General features: G+C 74.8%; 15 protein-coding genes and 1 rRNA gene. 8 read left to right on the top strand and 8 right to left on the bottom strand.

The features are described 5' to 3' along the window. Positions 1–168: 168 nt before the first annotated feature. The gene (locus ABD944_RS05850; protein ID WP_345173153.1) at positions 169–639 is read right to left on the bottom strand and encodes a MarR family transcriptional regulator; all 471 of its coding nucleotides are present in this window, start codon (positions 637–639) and stop codon (positions 169–171) included. A gap of 101 nt (positions 640–740) precedes the next feature. Between ABD944_RS05850 and ABD944_RS05845 the strand changes: the two genes are divergently transcribed. Both ABD944_RS05845 and ABD944_RS05840 read left to right on the top strand, forming a co-directional pair. Further along, positions 741–1,313: a TetR-like C-terminal domain-containing protein gene (locus ABD944_RS05845; RefSeq protein ID WP_345173151.1), complete on the top strand. Its 573-nt coding sequence runs from the start codon at positions 741–743 to the stop codon at positions 1,311–1,313. A 4-nt stretch (positions 1,314–1,317) separates the two neighbouring features. Beyond that, positions 1,318–1,578, top strand: a complete 261-nt coding sequence (locus ABD944_RS05840) for a DUF2530 domain-containing protein (protein WP_345173149.1) — start codon at positions 1,318–1,320, stop codon at positions 1,576–1,578. Positions 1,579–1,584: 6 nt separating this feature from the next. On the opposite strand, the gene ABD944_RS05835 is transcribed toward ABD944_RS05840, so the two are convergent. Together ABD944_RS05835 and ABD944_RS05830 are read right to left on the bottom strand one after the other, a co-directional pair. Beyond that, positions 1,585–4,557 (bottom strand): sacsin N-terminal ATP-binding-like domain-containing protein, encoded by a 2,973-nt coding sequence (locus ABD944_RS05835; RefSeq protein WP_345173147.1) that lies wholly within the window; start codon positions 4,555–4,557, stop codon positions 1,585–1,587. Positions 4,558–4,561: 4 nt separating this feature from the next. Beyond that, positions 4,562–5,422, bottom strand: coding sequence for a DUF3027 domain-containing protein (locus ABD944_RS05830; protein ID WP_345173145.1), 861 nt, complete (start codon positions 5,420–5,422; stop codon positions 4,562–4,564). A 158-nt stretch (positions 5,423–5,580) separates the two neighbouring features. On the opposite strand from ABD944_RS05830, the gene ABD944_RS05825 reads away from it, so the two are divergent. Then, positions 5,581–6,975: an MFS transporter gene (locus ABD944_RS05825; RefSeq protein ID WP_345173143.1), complete on the top strand. Its 1,395-nt coding sequence runs from the start codon at positions 5,581–5,583 to the stop codon at positions 6,973–6,975. A 48-nt stretch (positions 6,976–7,023) separates the two neighbouring features. Here the strand turns inward: ABD944_RS05825 and ABD944_RS05820 are convergent, their stop codons facing one another. Together ABD944_RS05820 and ABD944_RS05815 are read right to left on the bottom strand one after the other, a co-directional pair. Continuing rightward, a complete protein-coding gene (locus ABD944_RS05820; protein WP_345173141.1) occupies positions 7,024–7,419 on the bottom strand; it encodes a cold-shock protein in 396 nt (131 codons plus the stop codon). Between the two features lie 176 nt (positions 7,420–7,595). Then, positions 7,596–8,237 carry an HAD family hydrolase gene (locus ABD944_RS05815; protein ID WP_345173139.1) on the bottom strand — a complete coding sequence of 214 codons (642 nt, stop codon included), beginning with the start codon at positions 8,235–8,237 and terminating at the stop codon, positions 7,596–7,598. 212 nt (positions 8,238–8,449) lie between these two features. Here ABD944_RS05815 and ABD944_RS05810 point away from each other — a divergent pair, with 212 nt between their 5' ends. Next, positions 8,450–8,815 (top strand): hypothetical protein, encoded by a 366-nt coding sequence (locus ABD944_RS05810; RefSeq protein ID WP_345173137.1) that lies wholly within the window; start codon positions 8,450–8,452, stop codon positions 8,813–8,815. 4 nt (positions 8,816–8,819) lie between these two features. Here the strand turns inward: ABD944_RS05810 and ABD944_RS05805 are convergent, their stop codons facing one another. After that, on the bottom strand, positions 8,820–9,302 hold the full coding sequence (locus ABD944_RS05805; protein ID WP_345173135.1) for a GNAT family N-acetyltransferase: 483 nt from the start codon (positions 9,300–9,302) through the stop codon (positions 8,820–8,822). Positions 9,303–9,472: 170 nt separating this feature from the next. On the opposite strand from ABD944_RS05805, the gene ABD944_RS05800 reads away from it, so the two are divergent. The 4 genes from ABD944_RS05800 (at position 9,473) to ABD944_RS05785 (ending at position 14,930) form a co-directional block, all read left to right on the top strand. After that, entirely contained in the window at positions 9,473–10,090 is a 618-nt protein-coding gene (locus ABD944_RS05800) for a TetR/AcrR family transcriptional regulator (protein ID WP_345173134.1), read from the top strand. Positions 10,091–10,184: 94 nt separating this feature from the next. Further along, positions 10,185–12,545: a helicase-associated domain-containing protein gene (locus ABD944_RS05795; RefSeq protein WP_345173132.1), complete on the top strand. Its 2,361-nt coding sequence runs from the start codon at positions 10,185–10,187 to the stop codon at positions 12,543–12,545. 138 nt (positions 12,546–12,683) lie between these two features. Next, positions 12,684–13,100 carry a DUF4190 domain-containing protein gene (locus tag ABD944_RS05790; RefSeq protein ID WP_345173131.1) on the top strand — a complete coding sequence of 139 codons (417 nt, stop codon included), beginning with the start codon at positions 12,684–12,686 and terminating at the stop codon, positions 13,098–13,100. A gap of 177 nt (positions 13,101–13,277) precedes the next feature. Beyond that, on the top strand, positions 13,278–14,930 hold the full coding sequence (locus ABD944_RS05785; RefSeq protein ID WP_345173129.1) for a DNA repair helicase XPB: 1,653 nt from the start codon (positions 13,278–13,280) through the stop codon (positions 14,928–14,930). A 76-nt stretch (positions 14,931–15,006) separates the two neighbouring features. Here the strand turns inward: ABD944_RS05785 and ABD944_RS05780 are convergent, their stop codons facing one another. Further along, the gene (locus ABD944_RS05780; RefSeq protein WP_345173128.1) at positions 15,007–15,966 is read right to left on the bottom strand and encodes a hypothetical protein; all 960 of its coding nucleotides are present in this window, start codon (positions 15,964–15,966) and stop codon (positions 15,007–15,009) included. Between the two features lie 79 nt (positions 15,967–16,045). Continuing rightward, positions 16,046–16,162: ribosomal RNA gene (rrf, locus tag ABD944_RS05775) — 5S ribosomal RNA — on the bottom strand. Positions 16,163–16,171 lie beyond the last annotated feature (9 nt).

The following is a 16,171-nucleotide window of genomic DNA, read 5'->3' as shown; positions in this document are numbered from 1 at the left end:
GCTCGCCGCCCGCGGGCGCCGCGCGTCGCGGTCCCCTCGGGTTCGTCGGGGGTTTCGTTAGCAGAAGTCATTACCAAGGCTAACGGTAATCAACCCGCCCGCATTCCGGCAAGCGCCAACGAATCCGATCAAGTCGATCCAGGCGCCCGCGGCCCCCTGACGGCGGCTTCAGGAGCGGCTGAGCTTGTCGATGACGGGGGCGGCGCGGCGGAGGATCTCCCGCTCCTCCTCGGTCAGCTCGCCGAGGCGCATGGCGAGCCAGGCCTCCTTGCGGCGGCGCTCGTCGGCGAGCAGGGCGGCACCCTCGTCTGTGGCGTTCAGCACGACCTGGCGCCCGTCGGTCGGGTGCGGGCTGCGCGCGACGAGCCCCCGCTCCTCCAGGTAGGCGATGACGCGGGTCATCGAGGGCGGCTGCACCTTCTCGTGGTCGGCCAGCTCGCGCGGCGTCATCGACCCGTGCCGCTCGATGGCGGCGAGCGCGGCGAACTGCGTGAGCGACAGCGGGCTCGGACCGCCCTCGCCCGCCGCGGACGGCCGCAGCGTGCGCAGCCGGCGCGACAGCCGCGCGATCGAGATGCGCAGCTCCTCGGCCAGGCCGGGCGCGGACGCCGTGCGGCCCCGGATCGGTGGCAATGTCATCGTCTTCGGTCTCCTGTGCTGCCCATGCTGCCACGCCGCCACTTGACACTTTCGCTAAGCTCCTTAGCCTGTTAGCTAAAGAGACATAGAGGAGGGTCGCGATGCCCCGTGCGGGACTGTCGCCCGACGCGGTCGTGGACGCCGCCGTCGCCGTCGTGGACGCCGAGGGCCCCGGTGCCCTCACGCTGGCGGCGGTGGCGGGAAGGGCCGGGGTCGCGACGCCCTCCCTGTACAAGCATGTCCGCAATCTCGCGGAGTTGCGACACCTGGTGACCGCGCGCGTCCTGGAGGAACTCGCCGAACGGCTCGGGGAGGCCGCGCTCGGACGGTCCGGCGACGACGCCGTCCGGGCGCTGATGTACGCCTACCGGGCCTACGTGGTGGAGCATCCGGGCCGCTACGGGGCGATGGAGCAGACGGCGGACCCGGAGGGCGGCTCGGCCGGCGACGCCGCGGAGCGGCTGCTGAACATCCTGTACGGGGCGCTGCGCGGCTACGCCCTGGAGGGGCCGGAGCTCGTCCACGCTGCGCGCTGCCTGCGCTCGGCCGTCCACGGGTTCGCCGTCCTGGAGGCGGCGGGCGGCTTCGGGCTCCCCGCCGACCTGGAGGGCAGTTATGAGCTGCTCATCACGATGGTCACCGGCGGACTGGCGGGCCGGGGCCGCGTAGCCTGAGCGCATGAGCCCTCCGCGCCGCCCGGACCCGCCGCCGATGCAGACCAACGACGTCCGCATCGCGGCCGCCGGAACGGCCGCCTGGGCGGTGGCGCTCGCCGTGCTGCTGATCGTCGGGCTGCCGTCGCAGGACCGCTGGTGGCTGTGGGTGTGCGGCGCCGGCATCGGCATCGGGCTTTTCGCCATGTGGTACGTCCCCCGGCTCCAGGCCGGCCGCGCCCGGCAGGAGGCCGAGCGCGCCGCCAGGCGCGAGACGCCCTCCTAGGGCTCCCTAGGCCTCCAGGTCGTCTTCGGCGAGCAGGACGGGCAGGGTCTCGGGGGCCCGCAGGACGGCCTCCAGCAGGAGCCGGTCGCCCCAGTGCCCGGTGGACCAGGCGAGCGCCCGCGCCAGGCCGGCGACGCCGCTCGCGTGGACCTCGCCGTCCCTCGTCCACCACGGGACGTCCTGGCCGTCCACGATGAGGCGCTCGTGGGCGACGTAGTCGGCGGGGGCGCCGGGCATCACCGCCCTGACGGCCTCCGGGACGGGACGCCTCTCGCCGTCCGACCCCACGAGCCCCGGGATCTCCTCCCCGGCGAGCGGCAGGTCCAGGAGTTCGGCCAGGCGCGCGTCGCGCCCCTCCCCGGCGATGACGAGCGGCTGCCCTTCGAGGAGGGGGAGCAGGTCGGGGCCGTCGAGGACGAGGGCGTCCGCCGCGTCGACCACCTCGACGTCGCCGTCGACGACCGCCCGCACGCGCTCGGGCGGCTCGACGGCCGCGTCCGGGGCGTCGGCCAGCGCCGTCCAGAGCCCGCCCAGCTGGGACCGTCCCACCGGCCGCCGGGCATCGCCCAGGCGATCCAGCAGCTCCTGCGCGCCCCCGGGCTCATCGAGCAGTTCCACCAGTGACGTGCGGACGCCCAGGGCGAGTAGGAAGTGCTCGTCGAGGCCCTGCGGCGCGACGTCGTAGAGCCCTGCGAGCGCCTCGTCGCCGCCCAGGCGGAACTCGCCCGGTCTGCGGCCGTCCAGCACGGGACGGCGGCTCAGCCACCACGCCGTGTAGGACGGGACGACGACACGCCGCCCGTCGTGCAGGGCGACATGGGCGGGATCCACGATCGCGGACCGGCACGGCGGGGCGGCGAGAACCCTGAGCGCCGCCGCCCAGTCGTCGACGAGTTCGAGATCGCGGACCGCCGCGAACTCGGGGACGAGCGGGGGGAGGTCCTGCTCGCCGGTCCGGCGCAGCACCTCGTCCGCCCATAGGTCCTCGTCGTCGAGTTCGAGGCTCTCGGCCTCGTCGGCGAGGCCCGTGAGGTTGACGTCCTCGGCCCTGGCCATCGCGAACCCGTCCAGGACGCCCGCGGCCGTGAGCGTCTCCGCGCCCCACCGCTCCAGGACCTCCGCGTCCACGACGCCGAACGGCGCGTCGCCGGCCATGATCTCGCGCAGCGGGCTCTCCGGCAGCAGCAGCTCGCCCGCCGGGTAGAGCTCGCCGTCCTCGCCGGGCAGGGCCAGCTCGGCCAGCCACGGCTCGTCGCCGGGATCGGCGTGCGCGGCCGCGACCAGGCCCAGCACGGCCTCGGCGACCGCGTCGGGATCGTCGGCGTCGAAGGACTCCTCGACGGCCGCCCGCACGGCGGCGTCCGCCAGCACGGCCCGCGGCCCGGCCTCGACCGCGCCGAGCCGCGCCAGGAGCGGGTGCACGGCGTCCGGGTGGACGAAGTGCAGCCCGAGCACCTCCAGGCCCGCCGGATCCACGCCGTCCGCGATCAGCAGGCCGCGCGGCCCCCGCACCACGCGCCCCGTCCCGCCCGCCAGCGGCACCGGCAGGGCCCCCAGAGCGTCGGTGGCGGCCCCGGCGAGCGCGTCGTACACCCGGTACCACCACGCCGGTTCCCGGTCCACAGCGGCCAGCTCGTCGATCACGTCGGCCAGTTCCACCCGCCGCACCCCGAGCGCCGCCAGCGCCGGGCTCCGCGCGGGCCACTCCGGCGGCAGCAGGCCGCCCACGACGGTGTCCGTCTCCTCCTCGGCGCCCCGGCCGCCGAGCACGTCGACGAACGCGGCGGGCGCGTCCACCGCGATCGCGTCGCGCCCGCGGGTCCGGTGGGGCAGGACGGGCGCCTCCGGGAGCCGCTCCCGGATCCCCCGCCGGATCCGCGCGTCCAGCTCTCCGGCGGCGATCGGCCCCGGCACGAGCTCCAGCACCTTCGGGGAGACGGGCAGCTCGGCCAGCAGCCGCACGTAGGCCTCGGCGGCCCGGTCGGCGAGGAGGTCGGCCAGCGCGCCCGGCGCGACGTGCCGCCGGTCGGGCGCGAGCGGGAAGGACGCGATGAGCAGCGCGGGCAGGTCGAGGCGCTCGTCGCTGGGCGTGGGCGCGTGCAGGACGCCGGGCGTGTCGCCGGGGAGCCCGTCCTCGGGCAGGGCCCACCGCACCTGCCAGAACGGCCGGGCCCGCTCCTCCACGGGACGGTCCCGCAGGAGCTCCGCGGGGATCTCCCCGTGCGCCTCGACCGTCCGCCACCGGCCGCCGTCGATGATCACCTCGCCCGGGGCGCGCCGTTCGGCGGTCAGCGTCCGGACGTCCCCGTCGACGTCGATCTCGACGTGCTCCAGCGCGGGCAGCGCCAGCATGAGCGCCGCCCCCACCTGCCGGAGCTGCCGCCGGACCGGCTCCACCGCCTCGCCCCGCAGCGGCAGCCGCACGACGCTGTCGAAGCCCGCCGGGACCTCGGGCGGCCGGTCCAGGGCGAACGGCAGCCGCAGCAGCGGGACGTGCCCGCCGCGCCGCCCCAGCTCCCCGGCCAGCCCCGGAATCCCCTCGACCAGGTCCCGGGCCCGACTCAGCGACCACTCGACGCCCGCCGTCCCGGACGCGATGGCCGGGGTGTCGGTCACGGCGACGACGGCGGCGAAGCCGACGCCGAAGCGGCCGGCGGCGGCCGGCTCGTCGCGCTTGGCCGAGGCCCGCAGCGTCGAGAGGGCCTCCACCCCGGCGGCGTCGAGCGGCGCCCCGGTGTTCGCCGCGGTCAGCAGCGGCTCCCCGCCGGTGCGCAGCGCCAGCCTGAGGCGGCCCGGCACGGCGGCGCGCCGCGCGGCGTCGGCGGCGTTCTGCGCCAGCTCGATGACGACGCGGTCGCGGTAGCCGCCGAGGGCGTGGTCCTCCTCGGCGTTGGCGTCCTCGCGGAAGCGCGCCGGGGATTCGGCCCAGGCGCGCAGGACCCGCTCTCGCAGCGCCCGCGCGCCGAACACGTCCTCCATGGGATCAGCTGTGGCCGAGCGCCTCGTCGTCGAGGGACGCGGCGTCCTCGTCACCGCCGGTGGGGACGACCTCGTAGCCGAGCTCGTCGATGACCGGCGGGTTGTGCTCGGACACCGCCGGGAGGGAGACGGCCTCGGAGTGCGCGCCGCAGCCGTGGTCGGCGGAGACGACGCGGCCGTCGTCGGGCGCGTACTCGTTGGCGCAGACGCCGAACACCTGCCGCAGCGCGCCCGCCAGCACCACGTAGAAACCGCAGGTGGAGCACTGGGCGGGGGCGGACGCGGCGATCGGGGCGCGGGGCCCGGCGACGCCGTCGTACCAGCGGGCGGCGGCCTCGTCGCGGCCCTCCCGCGACAGCACCCGCACCCGCCCGAGGCCGAGCTCCCACTGGGTCTCGCGGTCGGTCGACTCGTCGACCTGCGTGAAGCCGGGCGCGAGCCGCACGTCGTCGGGCGCGGTCGGCAGCAGGTCGCCGGGGCCGAGGTCGCCCGGGCGCAGCCGCTCCAGCCACGGCACCCACGGCGGCGCGAGGAGCGCGTCGTCGCCGGGGAGCAGGACGCACTCGCTGACCGTGACGTTCCTGGCGCGCGACGCGCGGGTCACCGTCACGGCCCACCGCCAGCCCGTGTACGCGGGGTCGAGGCAGACGAAGTAGTGCGTGACCACCCGGTCGCCCTCGGCGCGCAGGCCGAGGTGCTCGCCGACCTGGGTCTGGCCGGCGGTCTCCTCGGCGGCCTCCCGGGCGAGGTCGACCGCCTCGGCGCAGGCGGAGTCGACGGCGGGTGTGCGGGACCGGCGGGCGGCCCCGGACGTGGTGCGCGCGGCGGCGGAGCGCGCGGGGCTGGACTGGCGCTGTGGGCTCACATGTCAATTCTCGCCCATGCGGGCACGTGGCCCGCACAAGGCGGGCGCCGTCCGCGAGGTGATCCCTCATTCCAGCGGGGAACGTACTCTCAGTCGAGGACTCCGATGGCCGCCCCCGGCCCCCGAGCCGGGACGACCGCGAGGAGAGAACAGGGCGGATGGCAGACCGGACACGGGCAGGTCGGTCCGCGCGCGCCGTCGCCGGGGGTGCGGCGCGGGCGTGCCGCGCAGCGCGCTCGGCGGCGCTCGGGACCGGACGGCTCACCCGCCGCGTCACCCACGCCCAGGGCGCCGGCCGCAGCGGGCTCGGCAGCCTGATCGAGGCGTGCGCGTTCAACTCCGCCGGGGACGCGCTGGTCACCGTCGCGCTCGCGGGAACCCTGTTCTTCGGCCTGGACGTCAACCAGGCGCGCAGCCAGGTCGCCCTCTACCTCGTCGTCACGATGGCGCCGTTCGCGCTGGTCGCACCGCTGATCGGCCCCGCGCTGGACCGGGCCAGGCACGTCCGCCGGTACGCGATCGCGAGCACGTTCGTGATGCGGGCGCTGCTGTGCTGGGCGCTGGCGAGCGCGCTGCCCCACGGCGACCAGGTCACCTTCCTGCCGGCCGCGTTCGGCGTGCTGGTGCTCTCCAAGGCCTTCGGGGTGCTGCGCGCCGCGGTCACCCCCCGCGTCCTGCCCGAGGAGATCTCGCTGGTGACGGCGAACGCGCGCTGCTCGTTCGCCGGGCTCATCGCCGCGTCGATCACCGCGCCCGCCGGGGCCGGCCTCGCCGTGCTGGTCGGGCCGGGCTGGGTGCTGCGCATCGGCACGGTCCTGTTCCTGCTGGGCGCCGTGTTCACCATACGGCTGCCCCGGCACGTGGACGTCCCCGAGGCCGAACCGGCGGCGGAGAAGGCCGCCCCGCGCCGCGCGTGGCGGGCGCTGCCGCGCGTCGGCCCGGTCGTCGCCGAGGCGATGCAGGCGAACGCGGTGCTGCGCGCGTTCTCCGGCTTCCTGATCATCTATCTGGCGTTCCTGCTGCGCCAGGAGCGGTTCGACCCGGTGTCGCACCACGTCGCCCTCGGCCTGCTCGCGGCGTGCGCGGGCGCGGGCGGGCTGATCGGCACCGCGCTCGGCGCCTGGATGAAGGCGCGGGCGCCGCGGTTCATCGTCTCGGCGACGCTGGCGTGCGTCACCGGCGTCACCGCCGCGGGCGCCGCGTTCTTCGGGCTGTGGGCGGCCCTCGCCGTGGCGACCGCGGCCGGGCTCGGGCAGGTGCTCGGCAAGCTGTCCATGGACGCGGTCGTGCAGCGCGAGATCGGCGAGGAGGTGAGCTCGTCCACCTTCGCGGTCTCGGAGACCCTGCACCAGCTCAGCTGGGTCCTCGGCGGACTGCTCGGCCTCGGCATGTCGATCGTCGCCGACGGGCGGCTCGCGCTCGCGGTCGTCGCGGCGGCGCTGGCCCTCGCGTCCGGGCTGCTGGTGCTGCGGCAGGCCGGAGTCCAGCGCCGGGCCGGCGGGCCCGACCGCACCGGCCCGCTCAAGGACGCGCACCACGAGATGCGCGCCTGACCTCCGGCGCCGCGAGGCGCCCGGACGGCCGGGAGCGGGCGGGGACGGTCAGGGCGCCAGGTCGTCGGCGACCGCGCGCAGCACTATGGCGATCTTCTTGGCCTCCGCGGGGGCCGGGTGCTTGCCCCGCCGGTAGGTGTTGGAGATGCCGTCCAGCAGCTTGATCAGGTCCTCGGTGATGACGACCATCTCGTCGGGCTTCTTGCGCCGCTGCTTGGCGATGGTCTTCTCCACCGACGGCAGCGTCTCCAGCACCCGCACCTGCAGGGCCTGCTGACCGCGGCGCCCCTCGACCACGCCGAACTCGATGCGCTGGCCCGGCTTGAGGGTCGTGACCCCGTCCGGCAGCGCCGACGAGTGCACGAAGACCTCACCGCCGTCGTCGCGGGTGAGGAAGCCGAACCCCTTGTCGGAGTCGTACCACTTGACCTTGCCAGTCGGCACCGGAGACCTCGTTCGGTAAGCGTCCTGAATCGACCCCAAGATTAGTGCCTCGCCGCGGGCCGGTGAACATGCCGGGGGCGCCGCGAGGCCTACGGGGCAACGCGATCGACGCTATCCCGGCCGCCCCGGAACGGCATCCGAATATCGCCGCGCAGCTCAGCCCGCCGGGGGGCGGGTCAGCCCGCCGGGAAACCGCCGAGCCAGCCGGGGAACGCCAGCAGGTCCGGCAGGACGACGTCCGCGCCGTAGGCGGTGAGGGCCGCCGAGTCGTACGCGCCGGTCGCGACGGCCACCGCCACCGCCGAGGCCGCCCGGGCGGCGTCCACGTCGCCGGTGTGGTCGCCGATGTAGGCGCCGGCGCCGTGCTCGCGCAGGGCGGCGCCCTTGTCGGCGCCGAACAGGCCGCCCACCACGGCGTCCGCCGCCAGCCCGAGGAACCGGACGGTCCGCTCGGTGTCGGCCTGGTTCTTGCCCGACACGACGACCACCCGCCCGCCGCGGGCCCGCACCGCCTCCAGCGCGGCGGCGGCCCCCGGCATGAGCACGGTCGCCGGGACCGCGACGTCGGCGTAGATCGCCCGGTAGCGCGCCGCCATCGCCGGCACCTCCTCCGGCGGGAACCAGTACGCCAGCTCCTCCTCCAGCGGGGGCCCGATGCGCCGCACCACCTGCGCGGTGTCGATCGGCACGCCCGTCTCCGCCGCCAGGGCCGCGTAGACGGCGCTGATCCCGGCGCGGGTGTCGGCGAGGGTCAGGTCGAGGTCGAAACCGATCGCGAGGCCGTCGCGGGACGGCGCGGAGGAGGAAAGATCGAGCACGTCCACAGGGTAAGGGGGTGGACACACGGAAGGACCCGCGCTCTCCTGGTAGTGGCGATGCGACGGGATCCGAGTAGGAGAGCGCGGGACCGTGTCTCGGATATACCCGGGCCCTCGACCACAAACCACCTGACCAGGGAAAACGCAGCATACGAACGCACCACCCCCGCCCCAAGGACGACCCGGGCCCGGCCCGGTGAAGGAGGCCGCACATGGCAGGGACCCAGACCGAGCCGGGCGGTGACCACCGCGCACCGCGCGCCCGCCGGCTGCCCGCCGCCGCGGCGACCCGTCGCCGCGCCGCCGGCCTGCTCGCGGCGGCGGTCTCCGTCGCCACCACGCTCGTGGTGGTGATCCTGGCCGTGCACATCGTCTTCGTCGCGTTCGAGGCCAACACCTCCAACGACCTCGTCCGCTGGTTCGGGGACCGGGCCACCGACCTGTGCTGGCAGTTCAGGGACGTCTTCCAGCCGGAGAACCCCAAGGTGGAGCTCGCCGTCAACTACGGCCTGGCCGCCCTCGTCTACCTGGTGGTCGGCCGCATCCTCGTCGGCCTCGTCCGCCGCCTGGGCCGGTAGCGGGCTAGTCGCGGCCGGGGAAGCGGACCTTGTCGAAGGGCCACGCCGTGCTGAGCCATTCGCGGACGAACCCCTCCAGCTCCTTCTCCAGGACGGAGTTCTCCTCGTCCGCGCGCACCCAGAACACCACCACCGCGTCCGAGCCGGGACGGTCCGACGGGGCGACGTGGATGCGGCCGAGCTGCTTCTCCCCGTCCGGTGTGATCACGACGTAGCTGAACGAGCGCCGCAGCTGCCCCTGCTTCTGCAGCCACGCGACGTCGATCAGGGCCTGCTCGAAGGTGAACTCGCGGTCGGGCCAGCCCCACTCGGGCCCGAACCGGCCGGCCAGCCGGTCCAGGCTGCCGATCACGGCGCCGTAGTCCTTGACCACGTCGTGCACGGTGATCGGACGGATCTGGAAGTCGGGCCCGGCCACCAGCGTGGGCACCACGAAGTCCTCGGGCAGGAAGGCCCCGTCGGCCGCCTTCCGCGGAGACTTGAACATCGCCGACCTTTCCGACGACGCCCCTTCCGGCGACGGGGCGCGGACGAAGGAACTCTAGTCCGCGGGCACCCCGCCGCGAGCGGCATCACGGATTCGGGCGCGCCGCGCGCGACGCGGGGGACCGGCCGCGTGAACATGCCTTACTGTTCTTGCGGAGGGAATTCATCACCATGACGACATCTACGCGCGACCGCATCGTGGCCGAGTCGCTCCGGCTGTTCGCCGACCGGGGCTACGCGGCGACGTCGGTCGCCGAGATCGAGGCCGCGGCCGGCCTGTCCCCGGGCGCGGGCGGCCTCTACCGGCACTTCCGGTCCAAGGAGGAGGTGCTCTCCTCGGCCATCCGCGAGCACATCGAGCGGACCCGCCGGCAGATCAGCGACGTCCTCACGCAGTCCACCGCCTTCGAGGAGCGCCCGCTCGAAACCCGGCTGCGCATGACGTGCCAGGCCGGGCTCGCCAAGATGCGCGAGGAGCAGGACCTCATCCGGGTCCTGTTCCGCGACCTCGACCAGTTCCCGAACCTGGTGGCGGAGATGCGCGAGGGCATCGTCAACCCGCTGTACGACGGCATCGCCACCTGGCTGGCGGCGCAGCCCGAGTTCGAGGGCTTCGACGAGGACTGGCCCGCGGTCGCGTCGATCCTCGGCGGCGCCGTGGTGAACTACTGGCTCGCGAACGAGGCGATGTACGAGCCGCCGACGCGCATCGACGAGAAGCGGTTCGTGGAGAGCTGGGCGCGCCTCGGCCTCGGGCTGGTGCATCTGGACCGCACGCCCGCCACCTGATCGCGGCCGGCCGGCGTTCCCCACCTCGCGCGGGCCTCTAACCTGGAGGCCCGCGTGCCTGCGGCATGCACGCGACTTAAAGTTGGGGAACGGCATGGAAACGTATGCGGACTGGTTGCGCGCGCGCGGCGACGACGAACTGCGCGCGCTGCTGGCCGCGCGTCCCGAGCTGCTCGCCCCCGTCCCCGCCGACCTGACCGCGCTCGCCGCCCGCGCCGCCACGCCCGCCGCCGTGTCCCGCGCGCTCGACCGCCTGGACCGCTTCACCCTCGCCGTCCTGGAGGCCCTGCTCGTCCTGCCCGCCCCGGCCGGGCCCGACGCGCTCGCCGCCGCCCTCGACGCCACCCCCGGGCAGGCCGAGGGCGCGCTCGCCACCCTCCGCCGGTTCGGCCTGGCGTGGGGGGACGGCGCCCCGGCCACGGCGCCCGGCGTCCGGCAGAGCCTGCCGCACCCGGCCGGGCTCGGGCCGCCCGTCCGGGAGGTCTTCGCGGGCTACCCCGCCGAGCGGCTCACCGACCTGGTCACCGACCTGGACGGCGAGGCCCCGCGCGGCTTCGCCGACTCCGGCCGCCTCCTCGCCCGGCTCGCCGAGCTGCTGAGCGACCCCGCCGCCCTGATCGAGGACGCCGGGCCCGAGGCGCGGGCCGCCCTCGACCAGCTCGCGTGGGGGCCTCCCGTCGGGCGGGTCGCCGACGCGCGCCGTCCCGTCCGGCTCGACACCGCGACCACCCCCATCGAGCGGCTCCTGGCGCGCGGCCTCCTCGCCGCCGAGGACGACCGCACGGTCACCCTGCCCCGCGAGGTCGCCCTGCACCTGCGCGGCGGGCGGCTGTTCCGGGACGTCCCCGCCGAGCCGCCGCCGCTCGCCCCGGCGGCCGAACCGCGCCGCGAGGACGTGGTCGTGCGCGCCGCGGCGGGCGAGGCCGCGGGCGCCGTCCGGCTCATCGAGGACCTGCTGGAGCGCTGGGGCCTGGAACCGCCGCCCGTCCTGCGCAGCGGCGGCCTCGCCGTCCGCGACCTGCGCGCCGCCGCGACGCTCCTGGACGTCCCCGAGTGGAAGGCGGCCCTGCTCGTCGAGGTCGCCTACGCGGCGGGCCTGCTGACCCGCAGCGGCGACCTCGACGGCGAGTGGCTGCCCACGCCCGCCTACGACCTGTGGCTGATGCGCGACACCGCCGGGCGCTGGACGGAGCTGGCCCGCGGCTGGCTGAAGTCCGACCGCGCCGCCGGGCTCGCCGGCGACCGCGACGACCGCGACCGGCTCATCAACGCCCTCAGCGAGGCGATGGTGCGCAGCAGCGCGCCGTCCACCCGCCGCGCCGTCCTCGACGTCCTCGCCGGCGCGGGCCGCGGCGTCGTCGTCGGCGAGGACGCGCTCCTGGCGCGGCTGGCGTGGCTGCGGCCCCGCCACGGAGGGCCCGCCCGCGACCGCCTCGTCGGCTGGACGCTCCGCGAGGCCGCCGCCCTCGGGCTCACCGGCTTCGGCGAGCTGGCCCCGTTCGGCCGCGACCTGCTCGCCGGCGACGACCCCGAGCCCGCGCTGGAGAAGTACCTCCCGGAGCCCGTCGACGAGATCCTCGTCCAGGCCGACCTGACCGCCGTCGCGCCCGGCCCGCTGGTCACCGAGCTCGCCCGGGAGCTGGCCCTCGCCGCCGACGTCGAGTCGACCGGCGGTGCCACCGTGTACCGCTTCACCCCCGAGTCGATCCGCCGGGCCCTGGACGCGGGGCGGACCGCCGCCGACGTCACCGACCTGCTGACCCGGCACTCGGCGACCCCGCTCCCGCAGCCGCTCCTCTACCTGATCGACGACGTCGCCCGCCGCCACGGGCACCTGCGCGTCGGCGCCCTGTCGTCCTACGTCCGGACCGACGCGCCCGCCACCCTCGACGAGATCCTCGCCGACCGGCGCGCCGCGCCGCTGCGGCTGTACCGCCTCGCCCCGACCGTCCTGGCGTCCGGGCTGCAGCGCGCCGACCTGCTCGACGGCCTGCGCGCCATGGGCCTCGCCCCGGTCGCCGAGGCGCCCGGCGGCGGCGTGATCGTGACCCGGCCGGACGCGCAGCGCGCCGACCCGCCGCCCACCGCCGAGATCGTCCGGTTCCGTCCCGACGACCGCACCGACGCCTCGATGATCTCCGCGGCCGTGCGGGCGCTGCGCGCCGGCGACGAGGCGTCCCTGCACGGCGCCGAGCACGCCCGGCAGGCCCCCTCCGGCGAGCCGCCCCGCTCACCCGCGATGGCCACCGTCGAGCGGCTGCGCGGCGCCGTCGAGCGCGGCGGCCGCGTGTGGATCGGCTACCTCGACCAGCAGGGGCAGGCGTCCAGCCGCATCGTCGAACCCGTCCGCGTCGAGGGCGGCTTCCTCACCGGCTACGACGCGACCCGCGCCGCCGTGCACCGCTTCGCGCTGCACCGCATCACCGGGGTCTCCGAGCTCGACGACGCCTCCTGAGCCGTCCCGGCGCGATCCGCCGATGTCCGGAACCGGACGCCGCGAACGACGGGAACCGGCGAACCTCGCATACGGTCCAATCAACAACCCATCGGACGGGATAGCGTGTCCGGGCGAACGGTGCGAGGGAGGCTCCCGATGAGCGGGTACGGAGGGCGTCCGCCGTCGGGCTGGGACGACCCCTACGGCGGGAACCGGCAGTGGGACACGGGCGGCGCGTACGGGCAGGGCTACGGCTACGGCCAGCCCGGCTACGGGTACGGGCCTCCGGGGGTCCCCCACCAGGCCACGAGCAACGGCTTCACCATCGCCGCGCTCGTCTGCAACGCCGTCGCGATCGTCATGTGCTGCAACATCGTGGCGATTCCCGGCGTCATCACCGCGGCGATCGCCCTCGGCCGCGTCCAGACCGACCCGGAGTCCGCCCGGAGACTGACGATCTGGAGCTGGTCGCTCTTCGCCGCGTCCCTCGTCATCGGCATCGCCCTCCTGATCGTCTGGGTCCTCTTCGGCATCATGTCCGAGCCCGACTACGGCTCCACCGAGGGGATCTGACCCGCCGCGCGCCGCGCCGCCGGACGACGGCGCGCAATAAACGCGGTGGCCGGGGCGTTGAAGACCCCGTCCTCTCCGGAACGCGCGAAGTGCGGTCGCCGCTCGGGTAGCGTGCGGCAGCGATGCCGGTGTCCGGACGAGGCATCGATCTTCCGAAACCCGACGGGGGCTTCTGCTTTGACCGACGGTCCGCTCATCGTCCAGTCCGACAAGACGCTGCTGCTGGAGGTCGACCACGACCTGGCCGACGCCTGCCGCAAGGAGATCGCCCCGTTCGCCGAGCTCGAACGGGCGCCCGAGCACGTCCACACCTACCGGGTGACGCCGCTCGCGCTGTGGAACGCGCGCGCCGCCGGCCACGACGCCGAGCAGGTCGTCGACACCCTCATCCGGTTCTCCCGCTACCCCGTCCCGAACGCCCTGCTCGTGGACGTCGCCGACACCATGGCCCGGTACGGGCGGCTGCGGCTGGAGAAGGACCCCGTGAACGGGCTCGTCCTGTCGTCCTCCGACCGGTCGGTCCTGGAGGAGGTGCTGCGCGCCAAGAAGATCAAGGGCATGATCGGCGACCGGGTCGGCGACGACGCCGTGGCCGTCCACCCGAGCGAGCGCGGCGCCCTCAAGCAGGCCCTGCTCAAGCTCGGCTGGCCCGCCGAGGACCTCGCCGGCTACGTGGACGGCGAGGCCCACGCCATCTCCCTCGCCCAGGACGGCTGGGAGCTGCGCTCCTACCAGAGCGAGGCCGCCTCGGCGTTCTGGCACGGCGGCTCCGGCGTCGTCGTCCTGCCCTGCGGCTCCGGCAAGACGATCGTCGGCGCCGCCGCCATGGCCCGCGCCCAGGCGACCACGCTGATCCTCGTCACCAACACCGTCTCCGCGCACCAGTGGAAGCAGGAGCTGCTGCGCCGCACGTCCCTCACCGAGGACGAGATCGGCGAGTACACCGGCACCAAGAAGGAGATCCGGCCGGTCACCATCGCCACCTACCAGATCATGACCACGCGCAGGAAGGGCGCCTACGCGCACCTGGAGCTCTTCGACGCCCGCGACTGGGGCCTGGTCGTCTACGACGAGGTCCACCTGCTGCCCGCGCCGATCTTCCGGATGACCGCCGACCTCCAGGCCCGCCGCCGCCTCGGCCTCACCGCCACCCTCGTCCGGGAGGACGGCCGCGAGGGGGACGTGTTCTCCCTCATCGGCCCCAAGCGGTACGACGCGCCGTGGAAGGACATGGAGGCGCAGGGCTGGATCGCGCCCGCCGACTGCGTCGAGGTCCGCGTCACCCTCACCGACTCCGAGCGCCTCGCCTACGCGACCGCCGAGCCCGAGGAGCGGTACCGCTTCTGCGCCACGACCGACACCAAGACCAAGCTCATCCAGGCGCTCGTCGACCGGCACCGCGGCGAGCAGACCCTCGTCATCGGCCAGTACATCGACCAGCTGGACGAGCTCGGCGCGCTCCTGGACGCGCCGGTCATCAAGGGCGAGACCCGGATCCGCGAGCGTGAGCGGCTGTTCGACGCCTTCCGCAGCGGAGAGATCAGCGTTCTCGTCGTCTCCAAGGTGGCGAACTTCTCCATCGACCTTCCCGAGGCGTCCGTCGCCGTCCAGGTCTCGGGCGCCTACGGGTCCCGGCAGGAGGAGGCGCAGCGGCTGGGTCGCCTGCTGCGGCCCAAGGCGTCCGGCGCGGGAGCGCGCTTCTACGCCGTCGTGGCCCGTGACACCCTCGACCAGGACTACGCCGCCCACCGGCAGCGCTTCCTGGCCGAGCAGGGCTACGCGTACCGGATCGTCGACGCCGACACCGTCCTCGCCGGCGACGAGTTCTGACGCCTCACCGCGACACCGCCCACCGGCCGAGAGCCAGCCGGCCGGTGGGCCGGACGGCGCCTTCTCGGGATCGGCGTCAGCCGCCGCCCGCTCCTCGGTCGACCCGACGAACGGGCCGACCGTCCGGATCCGAGGTCAGCCAGGAACCGTCCCCCAGCGGCTCCAGATCGTAAGAATGGCGGGAATGCGCCTCGAACCGGTCGACCACTCCCCCGGTGCGCAGATCGATCCGGTAGTGGACGTGCCATTCCCGTTCGTCGTCCGGCACATCGTCCTCTTCCCGCTCGCCGCCGATGGTGACGATGGCCGTGTCGGCGTCCAGATACCCGCCGCTCCACTCGAAGGCCGCGGTTTCGGGGTCGTGGCCGAACGCCGCCACCGGCAGGCTCAGCACCACCTCGCCGCTCGGACACTCGTGGAAGGCCACATCGGCCTGCCCGTGGTCGATGCTCATGAACTGCCCGCCGCCCGGCGCCAGGGCCATGACGCACCGGTCGTCCCACGGGTACTGCTCCACTTCCAGCGTCGCCCCCTTGAGGGAGCCGGCGAAGACGAGCGCACCGTCCTGGCCCTCGCCCACGTCCAGCAGCATCCGTGACCCGTCCGGCAGTGGCAGGTGCTCTCCGCCGTGCCCGCAGGACCCCAGATCGGCCTGCGCCCGGACTTTTCCGGACCCGGCGTCGAGAACCACCCAGGTGTCGGGGCTTCCGCGGCCCGCCATCGCATCCGGCCGGTACACCCAGACGAGCGTCCCGTCCGGCGAGAAGGCGACCGTCGGCCTGTGCCCGTACTTCTCCGCTGACCTGGGCAGCAACGCGTATCGCCACAGCTCGGCACCGTCGCGGCGCAGGCGGACGATGTCGTGCTGCGTCGCGTAGACGAGGGAGTCGCCCAGAGGGGCGACGGCGAGACTGCTCACGTCCAGGCCGGCGCCGACGTCGACGGACCAGGCCGCCTGGAGGGGGCCTTCCGCGGCGGCGTCGACCTCGTAGACGCAGAGACGCCCGTCCAGAGACCGGGCGAACAGGTGATCCATGGCGCGCAGGCTAACAGCGCACAGGGACAGAAAATGGAAAAGGGCCCCGCCGTGACGGCGGGGCCCTTTCCTAATATGTGTCCGGCGGCGTCCTACTCTCCCACACGGTCTCCCATGCAGTACCATCGGCGCTGAAGGGCTTAACTTCCGGGTTCGGGATGGGACCGGGTGTTTCCCCCTCGCCAAAACCACCGAACGTCTCAAC

This window comes from Actinomadura verrucosospora (assembly GCF_039540335.1).
GTDB lineage: Bacteria > Actinomycetota > Actinomycetes > Streptosporangiales > Streptosporangiaceae > Spirillospora > Spirillospora verrucosospora.
This window is presented reverse-complemented; position numbering and strand designations above follow the sequence as displayed.

Bases quoted from the DNA above. Each gene is read 5' to 3' on its own strand.
- ABD944_RS05845 (WP_345173151.1), top strand. From the start codon at position 741: ATGCCCCGTGCGGGACTGTCGCCCGACGCGGTCGTGGACGCCGCCGTC.
- ABD944_RS05780 (WP_345173128.1), bottom strand. From the start codon at position 15,966: ATGGATCACCTGTTCGCCCGGTCTCTGGACGGGCGTCTCTGCGTCTAC.
- ABD944_RS05850 (WP_345173153.1), bottom strand. From the start codon at position 639: ATGACATTGCCACCGATCCGGGGCCGCACGGCGTCCGCGCCCGGCCTG.
- ABD944_RS05810 (WP_345173137.1), top strand. From the start codon at position 8,450: ATGGCAGGGACCCAGACCGAGCCGGGCGGTGACCACCGCGCACCGCGC.
- ABD944_RS05795 (WP_345173132.1), top strand. From the start codon at position 10,185: ATGGAAACGTATGCGGACTGGTTGCGCGCGCGCGGCGACGACGAACTG.
- ABD944_RS05800 (WP_345173134.1), top strand. From the start codon at position 9,473: ATGACGACATCTACGCGCGACCGCATCGTGGCCGAGTCGCTCCGGCTG.
- ABD944_RS05790 (WP_345173131.1), top strand. From the start codon at position 12,684: ATGAGCGGGTACGGAGGGCGTCCGCCGTCGGGCTGGGACGACCCCTAC.
- ABD944_RS05805 (WP_345173135.1), bottom strand. From the start codon at position 9,302: ATGTTCAAGTCTCCGCGGAAGGCGGCCGACGGGGCCTTCCTGCCCGAG.
- ABD944_RS05835 (WP_345173147.1), bottom strand. From the start codon at position 4,557: ATGGAGGACGTGTTCGGCGCGCGGGCGCTGCGAGAGCGGGTCCTGCGC.
- ABD944_RS05840 (WP_345173149.1), top strand. From the start codon at position 1,318: ATGAGCCCTCCGCGCCGCCCGGACCCGCCGCCGATGCAGACCAACGAC.
- ABD944_RS05825 (WP_345173143.1), top strand. From the start codon at position 5,581: ATGGCAGACCGGACACGGGCAGGTCGGTCCGCGCGCGCCGTCGCCGGG.